This is a genomic window from Klebsiella sp. S69, from assembly GCF_016516145.1.
In the GTDB taxonomy this organism is placed as follows: domain Bacteria; phylum Pseudomonadota; class Gammaproteobacteria; order Enterobacterales; family Enterobacteriaceae; genus Klebsiella; species Klebsiella oxytoca.
On sequence record NZ_JACVUU010000033.1, the window covers coordinates 29099 to 47030 of the forward strand.

At 53.5% G+C, this 17932-nt stretch carries 21 protein-coding genes; 12 read left to right on the forward strand and 9 right to left on the reverse strand.

The window, feature by feature from the left end; genetic code table 11:
- Positions 1-91: 91 nt before the first annotated feature.
- A complete protein-coding gene (locus IAE27_RS26275; RefSeq protein ID WP_154023092.1) occupies positions 92-946 on the reverse strand; it encodes an aldo/keto reductase in 855 nt (284 codons plus the stop codon).
- A gap of 93 nt (positions 947-1039) precedes the next feature.
- Positions 1040-1786, reverse strand: a complete 747-nt coding sequence (locus tag IAE27_RS26280; protein ID WP_004101263.1) for a MipA/OmpV family protein — start codon at positions 1784-1786, stop codon at positions 1040-1042.
- 427 nt (positions 1787-2213) lie between these two features.
- Between IAE27_RS26280 and yeaG the strand changes: the two genes are divergently transcribed.
- Both yeaG and IAE27_RS26290 read left to right on the forward strand, forming a co-directional pair.
- Positions 2214-4148, forward strand: coding sequence for a protein kinase YeaG (yeaG, locus tag IAE27_RS26285; protein ID WP_004101257.1), 1935 nt, complete (start codon positions 2214-2216; stop codon positions 4146-4148).
- A gap of 130 nt (positions 4149-4278) precedes the next feature.
- The gene (locus tag IAE27_RS26290) at positions 4279-5562 is read left to right on the forward strand and encodes a YeaH/YhbH family protein (protein ID WP_004101255.1); all 1284 of its coding nucleotides are present in this window, start codon (positions 4279-4281) and stop codon (positions 5560-5562) included.
- Between the two features lie 45 nt (positions 5563-5607).
- Here the strand turns inward: IAE27_RS26290 and IAE27_RS26295 are convergent, their stop codons facing one another.
- Complete coding sequence (locus IAE27_RS26295; protein ID WP_070557334.1) at positions 5608-6765, reverse strand: glycosyltransferase family 9 protein; 1158 nt, start codon at positions 6763-6765, stop codon at positions 5608-5610.
- A gap of 454 nt (positions 6766-7219) precedes the next feature.
- On the opposite strand from IAE27_RS26295, the gene dgcJ reads away from it, so the two are divergent.
- From dgcJ to IAE27_RS26310, 3 genes are all read left to right on the forward strand, one after another.
- Positions 7220-8716, forward strand: coding sequence for a diguanylate cyclase DgcJ (gene dgcJ, locus IAE27_RS26300; RefSeq protein WP_049592078.1), 1497 nt, complete (start codon positions 7220-7222; stop codon positions 8714-8716).
- 33 nt (positions 8717-8749) lie between these two features.
- Positions 8750-9250 (forward strand): YbaK/prolyl-tRNA synthetase associated domain-containing protein, encoded by a 501-nt coding sequence (locus IAE27_RS26305; RefSeq protein WP_004112261.1) that lies wholly within the window; start codon positions 8750-8752, stop codon positions 9248-9250.
- A gap of 179 nt (positions 9251-9429) precedes the next feature.
- Positions 9430-9876 (forward strand): DUF441 domain-containing protein, encoded by a 447-nt coding sequence (locus IAE27_RS26310; RefSeq protein WP_004101248.1) that lies wholly within the window; start codon positions 9430-9432, stop codon positions 9874-9876.
- Here the strand turns inward: IAE27_RS26310 and IAE27_RS26315 are convergent.
- Positions 9860-10651 (reverse strand): AraC family transcriptional regulator, encoded by a 792-nt coding sequence (locus IAE27_RS26315; RefSeq protein ID WP_004101246.1) that lies wholly within the window; start codon positions 10649-10651, stop codon positions 9860-9862. The genes IAE27_RS26310 and IAE27_RS26315 overlap by 17 nt on opposite strands.
- Positions 10652-10751: 100 nt before the next feature.
- Here IAE27_RS26315 and IAE27_RS26320 point away from each other — a divergent pair, with 100 nt between their 5' ends.
- On the forward strand, positions 10752-11936 hold the full coding sequence (locus IAE27_RS26320) for a CynX/NimT family MFS transporter (RefSeq protein ID WP_004101244.1): 1185 nt from the start codon (positions 10752-10754) through the stop codon (positions 11934-11936).
- Between the two features lie 37 nt (positions 11937-11973).
- Here IAE27_RS26320 and IAE27_RS26325 read toward each other — a convergent pair whose 3' ends face one another.
- Positions 11974-12666 (reverse strand): CTP synthase, encoded by a 693-nt coding sequence (locus IAE27_RS26325; protein WP_064370412.1) that lies wholly within the window; start codon positions 12664-12666, stop codon positions 11974-11976.
- Between the two features lie 162 nt (positions 12667-12828).
- Between IAE27_RS26325 and IAE27_RS26330 the strand changes: the two genes are divergently transcribed.
- Positions 12829-13338, forward strand: coding sequence for a DUF523 domain-containing protein (locus tag IAE27_RS26330; RefSeq protein ID WP_004112253.1), 510 nt, complete (start codon positions 12829-12831; stop codon positions 13336-13338).
- Positions 13325-13672: a DUF488 domain-containing protein gene (locus tag IAE27_RS26335; protein ID WP_004112251.1), complete on the forward strand. Its 348-nt coding sequence runs from the start codon at positions 13325-13327 to the stop codon at positions 13670-13672. Before IAE27_RS26330 ends, IAE27_RS26335 begins: the two co-directional genes overlap by 14 nt.
- A gap of 3 nt (positions 13673-13675) precedes the next feature.
- Here IAE27_RS26335 and IAE27_RS26340 read toward each other — a convergent pair whose 3' ends face one another.
- Positions 13676-13915, reverse strand: a complete 240-nt coding sequence (locus IAE27_RS26340; RefSeq protein ID WP_004101237.1) for a DUF333 domain-containing protein — start codon at positions 13913-13915, stop codon at positions 13676-13678.
- A 296-nt stretch (positions 13916-14211) separates the two neighbouring features.
- On the opposite strand from IAE27_RS26340, the gene IAE27_RS26345 reads away from it, so the two are divergent.
- The 4 genes from IAE27_RS26345 to IAE27_RS26360 all read left to right on the forward strand — a co-directional run bounded on the left by IAE27_RS26345 (position 14212) and on the right by IAE27_RS26360 (position 15724).
- Complete coding sequence (locus tag IAE27_RS26345) at positions 14212-15225, forward strand: sensor domain-containing diguanylate cyclase (protein WP_032728080.1); 1014 nt, start codon at positions 14212-14214, stop codon at positions 15223-15225.
- Between the two features lie 57 nt (positions 15226-15282).
- A complete protein-coding gene (locus IAE27_RS26350; protein ID WP_004101234.1) occupies positions 15283-15384 on the forward strand; it encodes a YoaK family small membrane protein in 102 nt (33 codons plus the stop codon).
- Positions 15384-15458, forward strand: coding sequence for a protein YoaJ (gene yoaJ, locus IAE27_RS30015; protein WP_100248259.1), 75 nt, complete (start codon positions 15384-15386; stop codon positions 15456-15458). Before IAE27_RS26350 ends, yoaJ begins: the two co-directional genes overlap by 1 nt.
- A 140-nt stretch (positions 15459-15598) precedes the next feature.
- The gene (locus tag IAE27_RS26360; protein ID WP_085955747.1) at positions 15599-15724 is read left to right on the forward strand and encodes a hypothetical protein; all 126 of its coding nucleotides are present in this window, start codon (positions 15599-15601) and stop codon (positions 15722-15724) included.
- A gap of 48 nt (positions 15725-15772) precedes the next feature.
- Here the strand turns inward: IAE27_RS26360 and IAE27_RS26365 are convergent, their stop codons facing one another.
- The 3 genes from IAE27_RS26365 to lpxP all read right to left on the reverse strand — a co-directional run bounded on the left by IAE27_RS26365 (position 15773) and on the right by lpxP (position 17807).
- Positions 15773-16036, reverse strand: a complete 264-nt coding sequence (locus IAE27_RS26365; protein WP_004101230.1) for a DUF2534 family protein — start codon at positions 16034-16036, stop codon at positions 15773-15775.
- Between the two features lie 128 nt (positions 16037-16164).
- A complete protein-coding gene (gene leuE, locus IAE27_RS26370; RefSeq protein ID WP_004101229.1) occupies positions 16165-16803 on the reverse strand; it encodes a leucine efflux protein LeuE in 639 nt (212 codons plus the stop codon).
- A gap of 89 nt (positions 16804-16892) precedes the next feature.
- Positions 16893-17807, reverse strand: a complete 915-nt coding sequence (gene lpxP, locus IAE27_RS26375; RefSeq protein WP_004101221.1) for a kdo(2)-lipid IV(A) palmitoleoyltransferase — start codon at positions 17805-17807, stop codon at positions 16893-16895.
- Positions 17808-17932: the final 125 nt, after the last annotated feature.

The window sequence follows — 17932 nt, forward strand, 5'->3', positions numbered from 1 at the left end:
CGGCCTGACGCACTGATTGCGATCGTATTCATGCCTGGTGGCAGCTCGCGACCGGAGCCCCGCAGAGTCGGGGCTTTTCTTTATACCCTATTCAGACCATATCCAGCGGTGTTTTTCTTCCCGGTGCCGGGTAAGCTTTTTCCAGCAGCGCCCTCTCTTCAGCGGTTAGCTCGATGTCCAGCGCCGCAGCATTTTGCTCAACATGTTCGATACTCGATGCTTTCGGGATCGCCAGTACCCCCTGATGGCTGATAACCCATGCCAGAAGCACCTGCGCGGCGGTTACGCCCCGGGCCTGCGCAATATTTTTCACAACGGTATGATTTAAAAGTCCATTGCGCAGACGGCCGGCCTGGGCCAGCGGACAGTAGGCCATCACCGGCAGCCGCTGCTGCTGGCACCATGGCAACAAATCATGTTCAATACCGCGAGAAGCCAGGTGATAGAGTACCTGGTCAGTTGCGCACTGCTCGCCGCCCTCAACCTGCCAGAGTTCTTGCATATCAGCGTAATCAAGATTCGATACGCCCCAGCGACGAATTTTGCCCTGCGCAACGAGCGCTTCCATACCTGCCACCGTCTCCTGCAATGCGTAGTCGCCGCGCCAGTGCAGCAGGTAGAGATCGAGATAGTCGGTCTTCAGGCGGCGCAGGCTGGCTTCGCAGGCGCTGGCTATTTTGCGACCGCCAGCGTTCCACGGATACACTTTAGACACCAGCACCACGCGCTCGCGCTGGCCGCGAATGGCTTCGCCGACAACCTCTTCGGCGCCGCCGTCAGCATACATTTCCGCCGTATCGATCGCCGTGAGCCCAAGATCGATGCCCGCGCGTAGTGCAGCAGACTCCTGAGTGCGCAGCGCCGGGTTTTCGCCCATGTACCAGGTCCCCTGCCCTATGACGGGAACCGCTGGATGCTCGCCAAAACTGATTGTCCTTTGTGCCATGACTGCCTCCTGTCGTTTGATTGCACCACCGTAATGCAAAACAGGGCATTACGCCCTGTTTTGATGCACAAATTGCTCTGTAATAAAGCACTATCAGAAGGAGTAAGTGATCCCGGTTGAAATCAGACCGCTCCAGGATTTGTCCACCATTGGACTATCGGTGATTTCGTCAGACAAGCGGGTGTAGCGGGCCACGCCGTATACGCTCCAGTCGCCGAGGAAACGATAGTTTGCCGACAGCTCGAGGTACGGGTTCCAGCTGCTGTCCGGATCGTAGCTGCGCATGCCGCTGCGATTCGACTCATGTTTCGAAACACCATAGTAGTACTCGTTCTGATTATCGCTATTCCATTCAACGCCAATACCCGGCGTAAGCGTCAGGTTGCCGTTGGTGTAGCGATATAGCCAGGCCAGATCCCATACGATACCGTTGCTGTTATCCAGGGTGTCCCCTGACAGCGCGGTGCGCAGGAAACCGTACTGCGTATAGTGTTCGTACGCAAGTCCTGCCATCACCGTGGATTTGCGTTTATCCAGACGGCGCATCTGCTCGCTATCGCTGTCGCCTGGCTTAAAGTACATCGGCGACCAGTAGGCGGTCACGGAGAGCTTATCGTTGGTATCATTCCACAGGTAAAGACCACCGCCTAAACCACGAAACCAGAAGTTATCGCTCTCGTAATTAATCACCGGCACCGGGTAAACATCAGCATCATACTGCTTGTACGGATGTTCAACGACGCCTACACCCGCCCCTAAAGTGAACTTCCCTTCAGCGTGTACGGCGGATGCTGAAGTCGCAATCAACACACCAAGTGCCAGAAGTTTGATTTTAGTCACGATCCATATTCCTGTTGTCAAATTATTAGCGCAGGCAGTTTAACGTTGTATACGTCATGCCTCAAATTCTTTACCAGTCATTACACTGAATTCACCAGATTCTCATCCTCAGATGACCATTCGCTGACAGCCGAATGACAGCGTGATGACGGCGTGAAACCAGAAGTGGAAATGAGAGGCTGCTTTTCCGGATGAGTTGTTGATAAGTCATTGAAATTGATTTTCCACGCCATGCAAGTTTTCCAAATGCATCTACGCTTTAATTTAGAAGAAGTAAATGCGGGGCACGTTATCCCGAGACTTCGCCAACCTGGCATAAGGGTTGCTGGAGAATCAGAGAGCGCTGTGCAGCTTACCTCTTCCGGGGGCTCCCACTATTCATATGAACGGCTCTCAACCTGTGCTAAAAACGAAAGGACGGCATGCCATGAATATATTCGATCACTATCGCCAGCGCTATGAAGCTGCCAAGGACGAAGAGTTCACACTGCAGGAGTTTCTTACCATCTGTCGGCAAGATCGCAGTGCTTATGCTAACGCAGCAGAAAGATTGCTGATGGCCATCGGTGAGCCGGTCATGGTCGATACGGCCCTGGAACCCAGGCTATCCCGTCTCTTTTCAAACCGGGTCGTTGCGCGCTATCCGGCATTTGAAGAGTTTTACGGTATGGAAGATGCCATCGAGCAAATTGTTTCTTACTTAAAGCACGCCGCTCAGGGGCTTGAAGAGAAGAAACAAATTCTGTATCTGCTGGGCCCCGTGGGCGGCGGTAAATCATCGCTTGCCGAACGCCTTAAGTCCTTAATGCAGCGCGTGCCTATCTATGTGCTTAGCGCAAACGGAGAGCGTAGCCCGGTCAACGACCATCCGCTATGTCTGTTTAACCCGCAAGAGGATGCGCAAATCCTCGAAAAAGAGTACGGCATTCCAAACCGCTATCTGGGAACAATTATGTCGCCGTGGGCGGCCAAGCGTCTGCAGGAATTCGGCGGCGACATTACTAAGTTCCGCGTGGTGAAAGTGTGGCCGTCAATCCTGGCGCAGATTGCCATCGCCAAAACCGAGCCCGGCGACGAAAACAACCAGGACATCTCGGCGCTGGTGGGTAAAGTGGATATCCGTAAACTGGAACACTATGCGCAGAATGACCCGGATGCCTACGGATATTCCGGCGCCCTGTGCCGCGCCAACCAGGGGCTGATGGAATTTGTAGAGATGTTTAAAGCGCCTATTAAGGTGCTGCATCCGCTGCTGACCGCGACGCAGGAAGGGAACTATAACGGTACTGAAGGGATCTCCGCCCTGCCGTTTAACGGGATTATCCTCGCCCACTCCAACGAATCGGAATGGGTTACCTTCCGTAATAACAAGAACAATGAGGCCTTCCTCGACCGCGTGTACATCGTCAAGGTGCCTTATTGCCTGCGCATCTCGGAAGAGATCCGCATCTATGAAAAACTGCTCAATAATAGCGAACTGACTCACGCGCCCTGCGCGCCGGGAACCCTGGAAACGCTGTCGCGCTTCTCGATTCTGTCGCGCCTGAAAGAGCCGGAAAACTCGAGCATCTACTCGAAAATGCGCGTCTATGACGGTGAAAGCCTGAAAGATACCGACCCGAAAGCGAAATCCTATCAGGAGTATCGCGATTATGCCGGCGTTGATGAAGGGATGAACGGCTTGTCTACCCGCTTCGCGTTCAAAATTCTGTCGCGGGTATTTAACTTTGATCACGCCGAAGTCGCCGCGAACCCGGTGCATCTGTTCTACGTCCTGGAGCAGCAAATTGAGCGTGAACAGTTCCCGCAGGAGCAGTCCGAACGTTACCTGGAGTTCCTCAAAGGTTATCTGATCCCGAAATACGCCGAGTTTATCGGGAAAGAGATCCAGACCGCCTACCTTGAGTCCTACTCGGAATACGGGCAGAACATTTTTGACCGTTATGTGACCTACGCCGATTTCTGGATTCAGGATCAGGAGTATCGCGACCCGGATACCGGCCAGCTGTTTGATCGCGAGTCGCTGAATGCGGAGCTGGAAAAAATCGAGAAGCCGGCCGGGATCAGTAATCCGAAAGACTTCCGCAACGAGATTGTCAACTTCGTGCTGCGCGCCAGAGCGCACAACAGCGGACGCAATCCAAACTGGACCAGCTACGAGAAACTGCGCACGGTTATTGAGAAGAAAATGTTCTCCAATACCGAAGAGCTGTTGCCGGTGATCTCGTTCAACACCAAAACGTCAACCGATGAGCAGAAAAAACACGATGACTTTGTCGACCGCATGATGGAGAAAGGCTATACCCGCAAGCAGGTTCGCCTGCTGTGCGAATGGTATCTGCGGGTACGTAAATCATCCTGATAGACCAGCCCGGCAGGCAACTGCTGCCGGGCGAATAATAACTGCGAAGACCCAATGACATTCAGCGCCAGGCACATTCCGGCGCTTGAATGGCCGGGGCATAGTTGGCAAATGCAGTACAGGAGGGCATATGACCTGGTTCATAGACCGACGCCTGAACGGGAAAAATAAAAGCGCCGTCAACCGGCAGCGCTTTCTGCGCCGCTACAAAGCGCAGATAAAGCAGTCGATCTCCGAGGCCATAAACAAGCGCTCGGTGACCGATATTCAGAGCGGAGAGTCCGTCTCCATCCCAACGGACGATATCAACGAACCGATGTTTCATCAGGGGCGCGGCGGCCTGCGCAATCGCGTTCATCCCGGTAACGATCACTTCGTGCAGAATGACCGTATTGAACGCCCTCAGGGCGGCGGAGGCGGTGGAGGAAGCGGTCAGGGGCAAGCCAGCGCCGATGGCGAAGGCCAGGATGAGTTTGTTTTTCAGATCTCGAAAGATGAGTATCTGGATTTGTTATTTGAAGATCTTGCCCTGCCGAATCTGAAGAGAAATCAGCATCGGCAGCTGACGGAATTCAAAACCCATCGCGCAGGCTACACCGCTAACGGGGTTCCCGCCAACATCAGCGTCGTTCGCTCGCTGCAAAACTCGCTGGCGCGTCGCACGGCGATGACCGCCGGTAAGCGCCGGGAGCTGCATGCTCTGGAAGAAGATCTGGAGAGTATTAGCAAAAGCGAACCGGCGCAGCTGCTGGAGGAGGAGCGGCTGCGCAAAGAGATTGCCGAGCTACGGGCGAAAATCGACCGCGTGCCGTTTATCGATACTTTCGATCTGCGCTACAAGAACTACGAAAAGCGGCCAGAGCCCTCAAGTCAGGCGGTAATGTTTTGCCTGATGGACGTCTCCGGCTCGATGGATCAGGCGACAAAGGATATGGCAAAACGTTTTTACATCCTGCTGTATCTGTTCCTCAGCCGGACCTATAAAAACGTTGATGTGGTTTATATCCGCCACCATACGCAGGCAAAAGAGGTCGACGAACACGAATTCTTTTATTCGCAGGAGACCGGCGGCACCATTGTCTCCAGCGCTCTGAAGCTAATGGATGAAGTCGTTAAAGAGCGCTATGACCCGGCGCAGTGGAATATCTACGCCGCTCAGGCATCGGACGGCGATAACTGGGCGGACGATTCACCGCTGTGTCACGAGCTGCTGGCGAAGAAAATCCTGCCCGTGGTCCGCTACTACAGCTATATCGAGATAACCCGTCGTGCGCACCAGACGCTGTGGCGGGAGTATGAACACCTGCAGTCGACCTTTGAAAACTTTGCCATGCAGCATATTCGCGACCCGGAAGATATTTATCCGGTGTTCCGGGAACTGTTTCACAAGCAAACCTCAAAAGCGGACGGTTAATCTCTTCCGGACAGCCAGCCTTCACAGCTGGCTGTTTTTTCCTCTTTATCCGGCCCGGGTCTGCTGTAGAGTGCCAGGGTCAATCTCCGCCATTATCAGGTCGGGCAAGCTCTCCAGCTGGTGCACCTTGCCGCACTTAACGATGATCTGCCGGGCCCTATCATATCCCGGCGCCCACAGCCGATTATTCATGCGCACATCCTTATACACTGCAACCAGCGGTTTTTTCCACGCAGCCGCCATATGAACCACCGAGGTATCCGGCGAGATAACCAAATCGGCCTGCTCAATCAGCGCCATGCAGTGGTGCAGCGTTTTAAACGGATTCACGCTGACCTTCTCCGGCAGAGAAAGACGAATTTCATTGCGGTGGTCGAGCAATATTATATTGATAGCGGGATACTCTTCGCGTAGTCGGGTGAGAAGCGTGGCCAGCTGCTCCTGCGACATGCTGCGGTCCTGATGGCCGGCAAAAATATTTATGACCACATTTCGTCCACTTTTAGCCGCCAGATAATCACGCACCTCGTGCTCGACATTCTCGGGAATATGCAAGTCATAAGACTGCAGATATTTTTTGTCCAGCTGGAGATAATCGGCAATGAGCGTAAAGGTCTTGCTGACGTGCCAGTTTGCACAGTCAAAATCAAAAGAGCGGGTATAGTGATTAATAGAAGGCCATTTATTAAACCCCAGCACCGAGCGCGCTTTTATCTGCCGTAACAGCAGCATCCGGTGCACCGGAATATCAAACAGCGAGGGATCAATAACAATATCATACTTATTATTCGCAAGCTCATTAATAACGGACTGAGGAACGTTATGGGTAAACTTACGCAGATAAGCCGCCGAGTCGACATTCTCAGCTTCATAAATATGGCGAATATGTGGATTATCACGCATGACCTGGCTGTTCGATTTCGTTAACAGAAAATCAACGGTCATACCTGCCTTGTGGAGGCATTTAACCAGCGCAGAATCAACGACAACGTCGCCTATCGCGCCTTCATTGCGCATAAGCAGTACCGTTTTGGCGGACGTTAAATCTGCTTCGCGACGCGCGCGACTATCCCATAACGCTTTTGCGATATAAACCCGCAGAATATTGCGTAATTTCTTAAAAAAATAATTGCGGCGCCGGTTGAGCTCTCTTATTTTTTTAAACTTCCGGGGAGCTACCTGCACCGCTGCGTTTTCCATCATCATAACCTCGTCACCACAATCAACAACACCTCTGCTAGTCATCCTAATGACTAATGAAAATAAGAAAAGTTCTCTTGTTATATAAAATTATCCCGTTTTTGGCGCAGGGCGAATAGTAATACGTTTCGTTATTGCAGCATATCTTATTGCATGCAAAATGAGGGAAAAGTGAAGTTAATGTGGATAAAAGGGGTATGAAAGCCTACAATTAGCTTGCTTATAGTTTGCATGAATTCTGGTTTCAGTTTTCATATCGCTATCGGGATCGCCATACACAAAGTGAACTCTTTCTCCATTCAACACGTAATGTGGCTAAACATGCACACGCTTTTGCTAGAATCTACCGGTGACAACTGCTTAAGTTTTATCACAGCGTATCCTGATTTTTCCCCTTCATGACATGAATAGACCGTGCGCAGGTAAACTGACCTTAACGATCTGGTGAACTAACGTAATGAAATTAAAGAATAAATTACTTCGTCATTTGATTTCGGCTGGGGTAGTGGTCCTGACCTCTTCATTCCTGGTCTATGAGTTAGTCGTCAGCCATCGGGATATGTCGGAATATATGCACTATATTGTCGAAAAAGGCGAGTACGCTTTTCTCTACGATAAATATCAAAATCAGCTGGTTATCTCCCAGATCGCCCGCAAGTTAGATACCCTACCTTCTGCTGAAGTTGCTCAACAGGCATGCGACAGCGTACAAACAAAAGGCAGCGTTAGCGGTCTGAATATTACGGAGTACACCTTTCCCCTGCTTAGCGGCACGCTCAGTGCGAATCAGTCTTCCTGCCTGGCGTGGGTTAACGATCTGCCCGCGCTGCAGGCCTTTGATACCATTATCGACCATAACAGAACCCACCATGGCCAGGAAACCGGTCCTTATAAATCCGACAACAAATTACGTTACTTCATTGATTTTAAAAATAAATATGTGTATTTCCATACTCAAGTCGAGATTAAAAACCGCGCACTGGACAACTGGAACTTTCTCCACGACGGCAAATTAGGTATTACCCAGACTAACCTGAACAGCTTACTGCGCGGCCGCACGCTGATGTCCAGCATCTACGTGGACGCGGTAACCGGGCAAAATATTCTCTCGTTTTTGTCCCCGGTGTATCACCACGAAGGGCTTAAAGGGGTCGTCATGGTCGATGTCAGCCGTAAAGATATCGAAGAGCTCCTGTATACCGCTGACCGCCCGCTGGTGTGGCGTTATCTCGACATCACATTAACGGATTCGGACTCAACCTCAGAAATCATTGTTCACCGCAGCAAAACGCATCTTTTTAGCTATGCCCATTATCAACATGCGGTAGCCACAAACCTGCAGATCTCGCTGTCGCTGGACGTGATGTATTTCCTGCTCAGCTCCTGGAAGCTCTTCCTGTTTTACCTGATTTCTACCGGCGTGCTGCTTCATCTTGTTCGCATGCATTTTCGTTTGTATATCGATGTTTTTAAAGAAAATATTAGTGATTCATTAACCGGTCTTTACAACCGTAAAATTCTCTCCTCGTTGCTGGAATCGCGCATGCAAAAGCTGACGGAACAGGGGGTGAATATTGTGTTTATGGCGCTGGACTGCGACCGGCTTAAATACATTAATGATACCTTTGGGCATAACGAAGGCGACCGCGCAATTGTGATGCTTGCTCAGTCCATATCCGCCGCCATACGCAAAAGCGATTACGGTATCCGGTTGGGTGGCGATGAGTTCTTTCTGATACTGATTGATTACGCCGAAGAAGACGCCAAAAATATTACCGAGCGTATCCGCCAGCATCTGCGAACGATTGACGTCAACAAGCGCGTTAACTTCTCATGGGGCGCCTGTAGCATGGCGCCGGGAGATAGCCTGGCCGATACCATGCAAATCGCCGATGCCCGGCTGTACGAAAATAAAAAACAAAAAAAGCACGTCCATCCAGGGCGAGAGGATTAATCTTTAGCTTTAAATTTTTAAGGAACCATCAGCATGAACGCGTCTGCAGGACTCAACATTCATCAGCAGCTGATCGCGCTGCTTAACCGCTCCCATGCCCGCTACCGGGTTGTGGAACATGAAGCCGTCGGGAAATGTGAAGCGGTGTCGAAGATCCGCGGTACCGCGCTGGGTCAGGGAGCCAAAGCGCTGGTATGCAAAATTAAAGGTCATGGCGTAAATCAGCACGTTCTGGCGATTCTTGCCGCCGACCTGCAGGCGGACTTAGCCCGTCTGGCCGAGTATATCGGCGGCAGTAAAGCCTCCCTCGCCAGCCCGGCGGAAGTGGACTCCCTGACCGCCTGCGTGTTTGGCGCGATTCCCCCCTTTAGTTTCCACCCGGCGTTGCGGCTGGTTGCCGATCCGGTCCTGTTCGAGCGTTTCCCGGAAATCGCCTTTAACGCCGGGCAGCTTGATAAATCGATCATCCTGGATACCGCCGACTATCTGCGCATTGCTCGGCCGGAATTGGCGGCTTTTCATCGCCAGCCCTGAGTCTGCTCCCGCCGTCTGCAGCACGTTTCCGCTTTTTTGCGAGCTTCGCGGCGGAAAGATCGCCATCGGGCAGATGCCTGAAAACATCATTCTGAGATAAAAAAAGCCTGTTTAGTCACGCAATTATGCGTAGAGTAAACGGGCTTCTCTTTTTTGTTTTCTGGCAAGGACCTCTGCACATGCTCGACACCACCCTGTTAATACTGCTGGGCCTGGCGGCGCTCGGCTTTGTTAGCCATAACACAACCGTGGCTATTTCTATCCTGGTGTTAATTATCGTTCGCGTCACCCCGCTTAACGCTTTCTTTCCGTGGATAGAAAAGCAGGGGCTGACCATCGGTATAATTATTCTCACCATTGGCGTGATGGCGCCAATCGCCAGCGGTACGCTCCCGCCTTCAACGCTGCTGCATTCCTTCGTTAACTGGAAATCGCTGCTGGCCATCGCGGTAGGCGTTTTTGTTTCCTGGCTTGGCGGGCGCGGCGTAGCGCTGATGGGCTCGCAGCCGCAGCTGGTTGCCGGGCTGCTGGTCGGCACCGTGCTCGGCGTCGCCCTCTTCCGCGGCGTACCGGTCGGCCCGTTGATCGCCGCCGGGATAATTTCGCTGTTTATCGGGAAGTCGTAGCCAGGCTGGCAAGATAGCGTCCCGGCGTCTGCCCAAGGCCCTTTTTAAACATAGTAATAAAAGCGGTGGTGGAGTCGTAGCCCAGGCTCTGCGCCGTCTGCTGTACCGTTTGCCCGCGAATCAGCATCTGCAGGGAGAGAATAAGCTGCAGCTGATGCCGCCAGCGCCGAAAGCTCAGCCCCGTCTCGCGCACCACCAGCCGCGCCAGATTGCGTTCACTCATGGCAAACTCCGCCGCCCACTGCGCCAGGGTTTGCCAGCGGGCCGGGTCGACGGCCATCATTTCCGCCATTTGACGAATTTTGGCATGTCCGGAGACCGGTAGCTGCAGATGCTCCTGCGGCTGCTGCGGTAGCTCATCAAACAGCACCTGCACCAGCCGGTCCATCTCCGGTTTACCGAGCCAGGCCCTGCCGCGCTGGGCCATCGCGAGGATCAGCTCGCGCACCAGCGGCGAAATCTTTAACGTACAGCAGAAATCCGGCATCGGCGCAGCATCGGGTTCGATAAATAAGAAGCAGATTTGCGCCTCCGGCGTCGCGCGATTACTGTGCGGTACCTGCCCGGGCACCCACACCGCGTACTGCGGCGGCACCATCCACATGGCGTTCTCGACTTCACAGGTTAGCGCCCCGTGAAGGGCAAGTATGAGTTGCCCTTTACGATGCTGATGGCGCGGAATGTACTGTTCATCCGCGACAACCTGAATACGAAAAGCCAGCGCCGCCTCGTGGCCGCTGTCCGGGTCGTAGCCGTCCAGGCCGAGTCCGATCATAAAATTGTCCGATTTTAGCGATAATCTGTCATTTTAGCTTGATTTAAACATCCCACAAACAGGCTATTGTGAACGCCTCGTATTCTTGTTTGAGATCGCCATGAATTCTGTTTTACCTTCTGCCGGCCGCCGTCCTCTTTTGTTGATTGCCGGTATTCTGCTTATCGCCACGACCTTACGCGTGGCATTTACCGGCGCCGCGCCGCTGCTCGACGCCATTCGCAGCGAATATGGCCTCACTACCGCACAAACCGGGCTGTTAACGACGCTGCCGCTGCTGGCCTTCGGCCTGGTGTCACCGCTGGCTGCGGGAGTCGCTCGCCGCTTCGGCATTGAACGCAGCCTGCTGCTGGCGATGATACTGATTTGCCTCGGAATTGGTCTGCGCTCCCTGCCCTTCGTCTCGCTACTGTTTATCGGCACCGCGGTGATCGGCTGCGGTATCGCGCTGGGGAACGTACTGCTGCCGGGGTTAATCAAACGCGACTTTTCGCAGCACGTCGCCAAAATGACCGGCGCTTACTCTCTCACCATGGGTGGCGCGGCGGCATTGGGCTCGGCCATGGTGGTACCGCTGGCGCTTGCCGGACTTGGCTGGCGCGGCGCGCTATTGACGCTGATGGTTTTTCCACTGCTGGCGCTGTTTGTCTGGCTGCCGCAGTCGCGCAGGCAGGCTACCGCGCCGCTGACCGGTTCGGGAGCCATCCATAACCGCGGTATCTGGCGTTCTGCGTTAGCCTGGCAGGTGACGCTGTTTCTTGGCATTAACTCGCTGGTCTATTACGTTATCATCGGCTGGCTGCCGGCCATTTTGCAAAGTATTGGCTACAGCGAAGCGCAGGCGGGTTCCCTGCACGGGTTGCTGCAGCTGGCGACAGCCGCGCCGGGACTGGCGATTCCCTTAATCCTTCATCGGTTAAAAGATCAGCGCGGTATTGCGGTGCTGGTCGCTATGATGTGCGCGGTCAGCGCGCTCGGATTATGGTTTCTCCCGGGTCAGGCGGTAATGTGGACGCTTATCTTCGGCTTTGGCTCCGGCGCGACCATGATTCTGGGGCTGACCTTTATCGGACTGCGCGCCAGCTCAGCCCATCAGGCCGCTGCGCTGTCGGGAATGGCGCAGGCGGTGGGCTATCTGCTGGCCGCCTGCGGGCCGCCGGTGATGGGTAAAATTCATGACGCCTCGGGCGACTGGCATATTCCGCTGATCGCCGTGGCGCTAATTTCTGTCGTGATGGCGGTCTTCGGCGCGCTGGCTGGCCGCGATCGAGAAATTCACGGCTAGCGGCACTCTCGCCCGGCAAACGCTGCCGGGCGTTTATTTAACGGCTCGCGGCGTGTAAAAACGCGTGAACCAGCGGCGCGGGCCGCCCCTCCAGCGCATTGCGCTCGTGCTGGAACAGCGTGGCGACAAAGAATGGATGCGTAACCAGCTCGACCGCACGAATCTCGCCGTCATCGTCCCAGCCGGTCACCCGCAGATCGCCCTGCTCCAGTTCGCGAGCAAAATCGTCGGCAATCCCATAATTACAGTGGTATCCCTCCTGAATGCTATCGCGACCGTAAGCGCGCGCGATAAGCGTATTGGCGCGCAGCTCAATATTATCCGTCTTTTCAACCAGCGAGCAGCTTAGCGGCGCGATCACCATCCGGCCTTCGGTATCGGTTTCCGCATGCGCGGCATCCTGCCAGCCCATAACGTTGCGCGCATACTCAATAATGGCGTGCTGAAACCCACCGCAGGTACCGAGGAACGGTATGCTGTTTTCACGGGCGTGGCGAATGGCGATAAATGCGCCTGCGGCGTTTTTATAGGGGCTGGCGGGTACCACCCAAATAGCATCGTAGTCAGCAAGATCCTCAGTAGAGTTTATCTCACTGGTTGCCAACCAGTCATAGCGCAACGAAAGCTCGAGGACGGCTGCAGCATCATCTATTGCCAGGGGAATCGCTTTGTGGGCGACAACATCGGGGTTGTAATCACCAACCAGGGCAATGCGCAGGGGGGAGTTCATAGCAGGATCCTTATGTCAGAGCGATTATCAGGCAACACAAGGAGCCTCAGATTAGCGATCTTACATGCAGAAAACAATCCTTATTTTCTCTGCGCCTGAAGACGGGCATTTTGCGCCGACTGGCGGTATGGTATAGGACAGAAGAATGGCTATGGATACACGATGAAGAGCAAAATTCTGGTTAGCGCCTGCCTGATGGGCTTTCAGGTTCGCTATAACGGCAGCCACAAGGCCCGCTTGACTGACGCATTGACTCGCTGGCAGCGTGAGGGACGGCTGGTCACCCACTGCCCAGAGCTGGCGGCCGGATTGCCTGTACCGCGACTACCGGCTGAGATCCTCAACGTCCAGGGCGCAGAGGTGATGCAAAATCGCGGGCAAATTGTTGAAAGCGACGGCAAGGATGTCACTGCTCATTACCAGTTGGCCGCCTGGCTGGCGCTAAAAGCGGCGCAAGAAGAAGGGTGCGCTGCGGCTCTGCTTACCGATGGTAGCCCCACCTGCGGCAGCCAGTTTATCTATGATGGTACCTTTAAAGGCCAGCGCAAACCCGGTGCTGGTGTTGCAGCCGCTCTGCTTCGTGAGCACGGCATTAAGGTATTTTCTGAGCAGCAGCTCCCGCAGCTGCTGGCGTGGATGGAACAAAGGGAGGGCAATGATGATTCAGTGTAAACGCGTTTATGACCCGCAGGAAACGAGCGACGGCTACCGGATACTGGTAGACCGTCTGTGGCCGCGCGGGATAAAAAAAGAAGCGCTGAACTACGATGAGTGGTGTAAAACGCTGACGCCATCAGCAGATTTACGCAAGGCTTTTCACAGCGAGACCATCGATTTCGCCCACTTTAGCCAACTCTATCGCCAGGAGCTTGAGGCTCAACGGGAGGAAGGCAAACGCCTGGCTGCCCTGGCCAGTCAACAGCCGCTGACGTTACTCTATGCGGCGAAAAACACCCGGCAAAACCATGCGCAGGTGCTGGCTGACTGGCTAAAATCGCTACAATAAACGCTACGGCTTATTCGGGTGATCGCGCCGCCAGAGCGCCCATTCATCTAACGTTTCCCCGCTGGGCAGCTTACATTCAGTGCGTACGCCCTGCGGGCTTTGGATGGGAACCTGCGTGCCGCCGAGCTGCTGACAGTAAACCGAAGCCGGGTTAGCCATCCCCACCGGATGCGCAGGTTGCGTCGGCTGAGTCTGCGCACATCCGGCCATCGCCAGAGGCAACATAGCTATCATCCACTTCATTTCTACTCCTTAATTGATCAAAACGGACTTTCGCCCTGAATCTCCACCTTTTCTCCATTTTAGCTGCACTTTTGCATCGTAGAGTAGCCCTGTTCTCGAACTGACCAGAGAACAGATCATTCCATAATCAATGAGTTTTTCCCCGTCGCCCCCGACGGGGCTTTTTTCCCACCCTCGATGCAGGTATTCTCCCGACAGATGTGTTAAATTTTGTGTATCTCTGTTAATTCTGCGCTAATTGTCGTTTTGCATAGCTTGCCGGTAGTTACGATTAGCGTTCGGGAGCCGTATTCCTCATGTCCGATTTTCTCCTCGCTCGCGTTTCACAAACGCTCGCCAATGAACACACCCTGGAAACATTGGTTCGACAGCTGCTTGAGATGCTGGAGCTTGTTACCCGAATGGAATCTACCTACCTGACTCGTATTGACTTCGAGGCGCAGCGCCAGCAGATTATGTACGCGCACAATAGCAGCGAAATGCAGATCCCTGAAGGTTTCTCCGTTCCCTGGAATGACTCCCTGTGTAAACGTGCGCTGGACGACCGCTGCATATTCAGCAACGATGTCGCCGAGCGCTGGCGTTCGTGTATCGCCGCCCAGGATTTGGGTATCGCAACCTTTTTCAGCATCCCCGTGCGCCTGACCGATGGCTCATTATTCGGCACGCTCTGCGCCACCAGCCGGGAAAGACAGCCCTATAACATTGAGGGTGAGCAGGTGATGAATCTGTTTGCCAACCTCATTTCGCACTATGTTGAGAAAGAGACCCTGGTGCAGCAGCTTCGGGCAGCAAACGTCGCGCTGGAGATGCACTCGTACACCGATGAGCTCACCGGTTTGCCGAATCGCCGCTCGTTGTTCAAGCATCTTGCCGCACAGTTTGCGCAGGCCAGAGAACGCCAGCGCAGCGTACTGCTCATTTTTATCGATCTCGATGATTTCAAGGCAATCAACGACCGATTCGGTCACCCCTGCGGTGACAGCTTTCTGATTCAGGTTGGAGAACGCCTGTTGGCCCGCGCCCGCCGCGGCGATATTATTGGCCGCCTGGGCGGCGATGAATTTTTGCTGGTTGGCCTATGTTCCGAAGCGGAGGAACAACAGGAGTATATTGCCGCTTTACGTAAAGAGCTAACGGGGATCTATTTCCTTGGCGCGCACCGAATTAACTATCCCGGCGCCAGCTTTGGCGTGATTGAAGCCGACCCACAGGCAATGGACGTTGAGCAAGCGCTACGAAGCGCCGACGACGCGATGTATCAGGATAAAAAGTCACGTCGCCAGGGAACATTTTTTCATATTGACTAATATACGGTGAAATCCCGTATCATATTAAGCACGATTCGCACCTACAGGGGCTCAATAATGAGACTGGGTATTCTATTTCCGGTGGCTATTTTTATCGTCGCCGTTGTTTTTCTGGGCTGGTTTTTTGTCGGCGGCTATGCGGCACCGGGCGGGGCGTAATGAAGAAAAGCACCATTATTATGCTTATTGTCGCAATTGTGGCCGTGGCGGGTACGCAGCTGGGCTGGTGGTAAAACCAGGAATATTCGCCCTTCAGACTGGCAAACATTGCGGAATTTTCTTATCTACTCAATAACTTAAAAGAATAGACTCACTTCATCAGCCGTTTGCGCTTGTCGCCGTTCGCGGACAGATTTAACTAGAGAAGTGAGAAATGAAAAAATCGATCGTGTTGCCGTTAGTGCTCGCGCTTTGCACGCTATTATCGGGATGTATCGTCGACAGAGGCTATCACCACGGGCACCGTCATCATCATCACGACGACAGAGGCTGGCGATAAAGCGCAAAACATCACAAGGCGAACTTCGGTTCGCCTTGTCGCATACGATTAGTCCCGGCGGTCGGAGCCCAAAAAAAGGAATCCCAGCGGAATGGAGAACAGCAGCGTAAACACGATGCTATAAACCGTCACCATCGCCCCTTGCAGAAAAAACATTGAAGTCGTCCACTCTGAGTACGGCATATTGTACTCGCTCACCACGCCGCCAAAGGTTGCACGTCCTACCACGATAAGCGCGATGGCAAATATCGCCGCTATCGACATAAAGAACTTCTTGCTGTTTTTATTGCTGGTGAGTTTCTGCAGAATCATCCGGGTTCCCTTTTTTCTGAGCGATAATCGGCTGTATATGTAACACCAATGCAATCAAAATTGAAGGGAATTTGTTACAAAGCACAGAGAGTCAGCGGCGGGCCGGTGGCATATACCGGCCCCAACGATTACGACTGTAGCGTTGCCAGACGAGCGGCAAAACCGACAAACACGAGGCCAATCAGGCTATTACCGATTTTCGCCAGTTTCTTTTTCGTTTTTACGTAGCGCGTGACAAAAGAGCCGGAGACGATAAGGAAGCTCATGTAAATAAAGCTAATTATCTCCAGGGTCAGCGCCAGAATAAAGAACGCCAGCCCGGGCGTTCTGGCATTGACGTCAATAAACTGCACGAAGAATGAGACATAAAAAAGAATCGCTTTCGGATTCGTCAGGCTGAGGGTCAGCGAACGCTTAAGAATCGCGCTCCCCGGCTCGGAATCAGAAGACGAATGCCCATCGCGCTGCGTCAACACCGCGTAGAGCATCTTCCCGCCCATCCACAGTAGATAAATCGCCCCCAGGTAGCGGACGATATTGAATAATACCGGCGTGGTCTTGATGAGGGTCGCGACCCCGGCAAACGCCAGAAACATCAGAATGGCATCACCGATAAACACGCCCGCTGCCGCCAGATAGCCTTTTTTCACGCCGTGAGCGACGCCCGTCTTGAGGACAAAAAAGGTATTGGGACCGGGCACCAGAATGATAAAGATAGCCCCAACCAGATAGGTCAGGTAATTCAGTACACCAAACTCAGCGAACACAACGCACTCCTTCGCTTACAACAAAAATATGATCCCGCGCACGTTAACGCAACCGGGACCATTTTGAAAGCGCCGCGAGTGCGGAGGGCTTAATAGAGCGAAGTTTCGCCCAGCGGACGGGTTTTAAAACGGCGATGAACCCACAGATATTGTTCAGGGGCGCGCAGGATCTCTTTCTCGATAATCTTGTTGATATAGCTCGCCGCATCCTGTTTATCTTCTCCAGGATAGTCGCGCATCACATCGCTGATATGCAGGCTATAACCTTTGCGGTCCGCTTTACGCACCATGCTGATCGTCAGCATTTTTGCGCCCGACAAACGAGAAAGCACGTAGGTGCCGTTGGTCGTCGCCGCTTGCTGGACCGAGAAGAACGGGGCAAATACGCTCCCCTTCGGGCCGTAGTCCTGATCCGGCGCGAACCACACCGCTTCGCCCGACTTTAACGCATGCACCAGTCCGGATAAATTTCGGCGGTCGATCATCGCCTTGTTCGAGCGCAGGCGACCGCGCGTCTGCACCCACTCCATCAACGGACTGTTATGCGGACGGTAGGTTGCCATCATGGGGCGACACAGCCCCATCGTGCGGCCACCCAGTTCAAGAGACATAAAGTGGACGCCGACAACCATCACGCCTTTCCCTTCGCTCAGCGCATTGTTGAGGTTGACCATCCCCTCGACGTCAAACCATTTTTTCACTCGCTCATCGCTCCAGAACCACGCCATACCGGTTTCAATCAGCCCCATTCCCAGAGACATGAAATTTTGCTCGATCAGCTTTTCGCGCGCCGCTGGCGACATTGTGGGGAAGCAGAGTTCGAGATTACGTCTGGCGATATGCTCACGACGTTTAAGGAAGCGCCGGGAGGCGCGTCCCGCGCTGGTGCCGATAAGATGCAAAACGGGATAAGGAAGCTGGACAATCAGCCAGAGTACGCCCAGGCCAAACCAGGTACCCCAATTACGAGGGTGAAGAAGACTTTTATTAAAAGCGTAAGACATGTTTTTTCCTGTAAACATTAGAACATGAGGTAACGCTTAAGGAAAAAACGAGTCCCTTCATCTGTCATTAGGCGGTACGTGTAGCAGTTCAGACAATAATAATCCTGTTAAATTCACTGCGGCAA

Coding starts and splice junctions, on each gene's coding strand:
- IAE27_RS26275 (WP_154023092.1), bottom strand. CDS start 946: ATGGCACAAAGGACAATCAGTTTTGGCGAGCATCCAGCGGTTCCCGTC.
- yeaG (WP_004101257.1), top strand. CDS start 2,214: ATGAATATATTCGATCACTATCGCCAGCGCTATGAAGCTGCCAAGGAC.
- IAE27_RS26290 (WP_004101255.1), top strand. CDS start 4,279: ATGACCTGGTTCATAGACCGACGCCTGAACGGGAAAAATAAAAGCGCC.
- IAE27_RS26295 (WP_070557334.1), bottom strand. CDS start 6,765: ATGATGGAAAACGCAGCGGTGCAGGTAGCTCCCCGGAAGTTTAAAAAA.
- dgcJ (WP_049592078.1), top strand. CDS start 7,220: ATGAAATTAAAGAATAAATTACTTCGTCATTTGATTTCGGCTGGGGTA.
- IAE27_RS26305 (WP_004112261.1), top strand. CDS start 8,750: ATGAACGCGTCTGCAGGACTCAACATTCATCAGCAGCTGATCGCGCTG.
- IAE27_RS26310 (WP_004101248.1), top strand. CDS start 9,430: ATGCTCGACACCACCCTGTTAATACTGCTGGGCCTGGCGGCGCTCGGC.
- IAE27_RS26315 (WP_004101246.1), bottom strand. CDS start 10,651: ATGATCGGACTCGGCCTGGACGGCTACGACCCGGACAGCGGCCACGAG.
- IAE27_RS26320 (WP_004101244.1), top strand. CDS start 10,752: ATGAATTCTGTTTTACCTTCTGCCGGCCGCCGTCCTCTTTTGTTGATT.
- IAE27_RS26325 (WP_064370412.1), bottom strand. CDS start 12,666: ATGAACTCCCCCCTGCGCATTGCCCTGGTTGGTGATTACAACCCCGAT.
- IAE27_RS26330 (WP_004112253.1), top strand. CDS start 12,829: ATGAAGAGCAAAATTCTGGTTAGCGCCTGCCTGATGGGCTTTCAGGTT.
- IAE27_RS26335 (WP_004112251.1), top strand. CDS start 13,325: ATGATTCAGTGTAAACGCGTTTATGACCCGCAGGAAACGAGCGACGGC.
- IAE27_RS26340 (WP_004101237.1), bottom strand. CDS start 13,915: ATGAAGTGGATGATAGCTATGTTGCCTCTGGCGATGGCCGGATGTGCG.
- IAE27_RS26345 (WP_032728080.1), top strand. CDS start 14,212: ATGTCCGATTTTCTCCTCGCTCGCGTTTCACAAACGCTCGCCAATGAA.
- IAE27_RS26350 (WP_004101234.1), top strand. CDS start 15,283: ATGAGACTGGGTATTCTATTTCCGGTGGCTATTTTTATCGTCGCCGTT.
- IAE27_RS26360 (WP_085955747.1), top strand. CDS start 15,599: ATGAAAAAATCGATCGTGTTGCCGTTAGTGCTCGCGCTTTGCACGCTA.
- IAE27_RS26365 (WP_004101230.1), bottom strand. CDS start 16,036: ATGATTCTGCAGAAACTCACCAGCAATAAAAACAGCAAGAAGTTCTTT.
- lpxP (WP_004101221.1), bottom strand. CDS start 17,807: ATGTCTTACGCTTTTAATAAAAGTCTTCTTCACCCTCGTAATTGGGGT.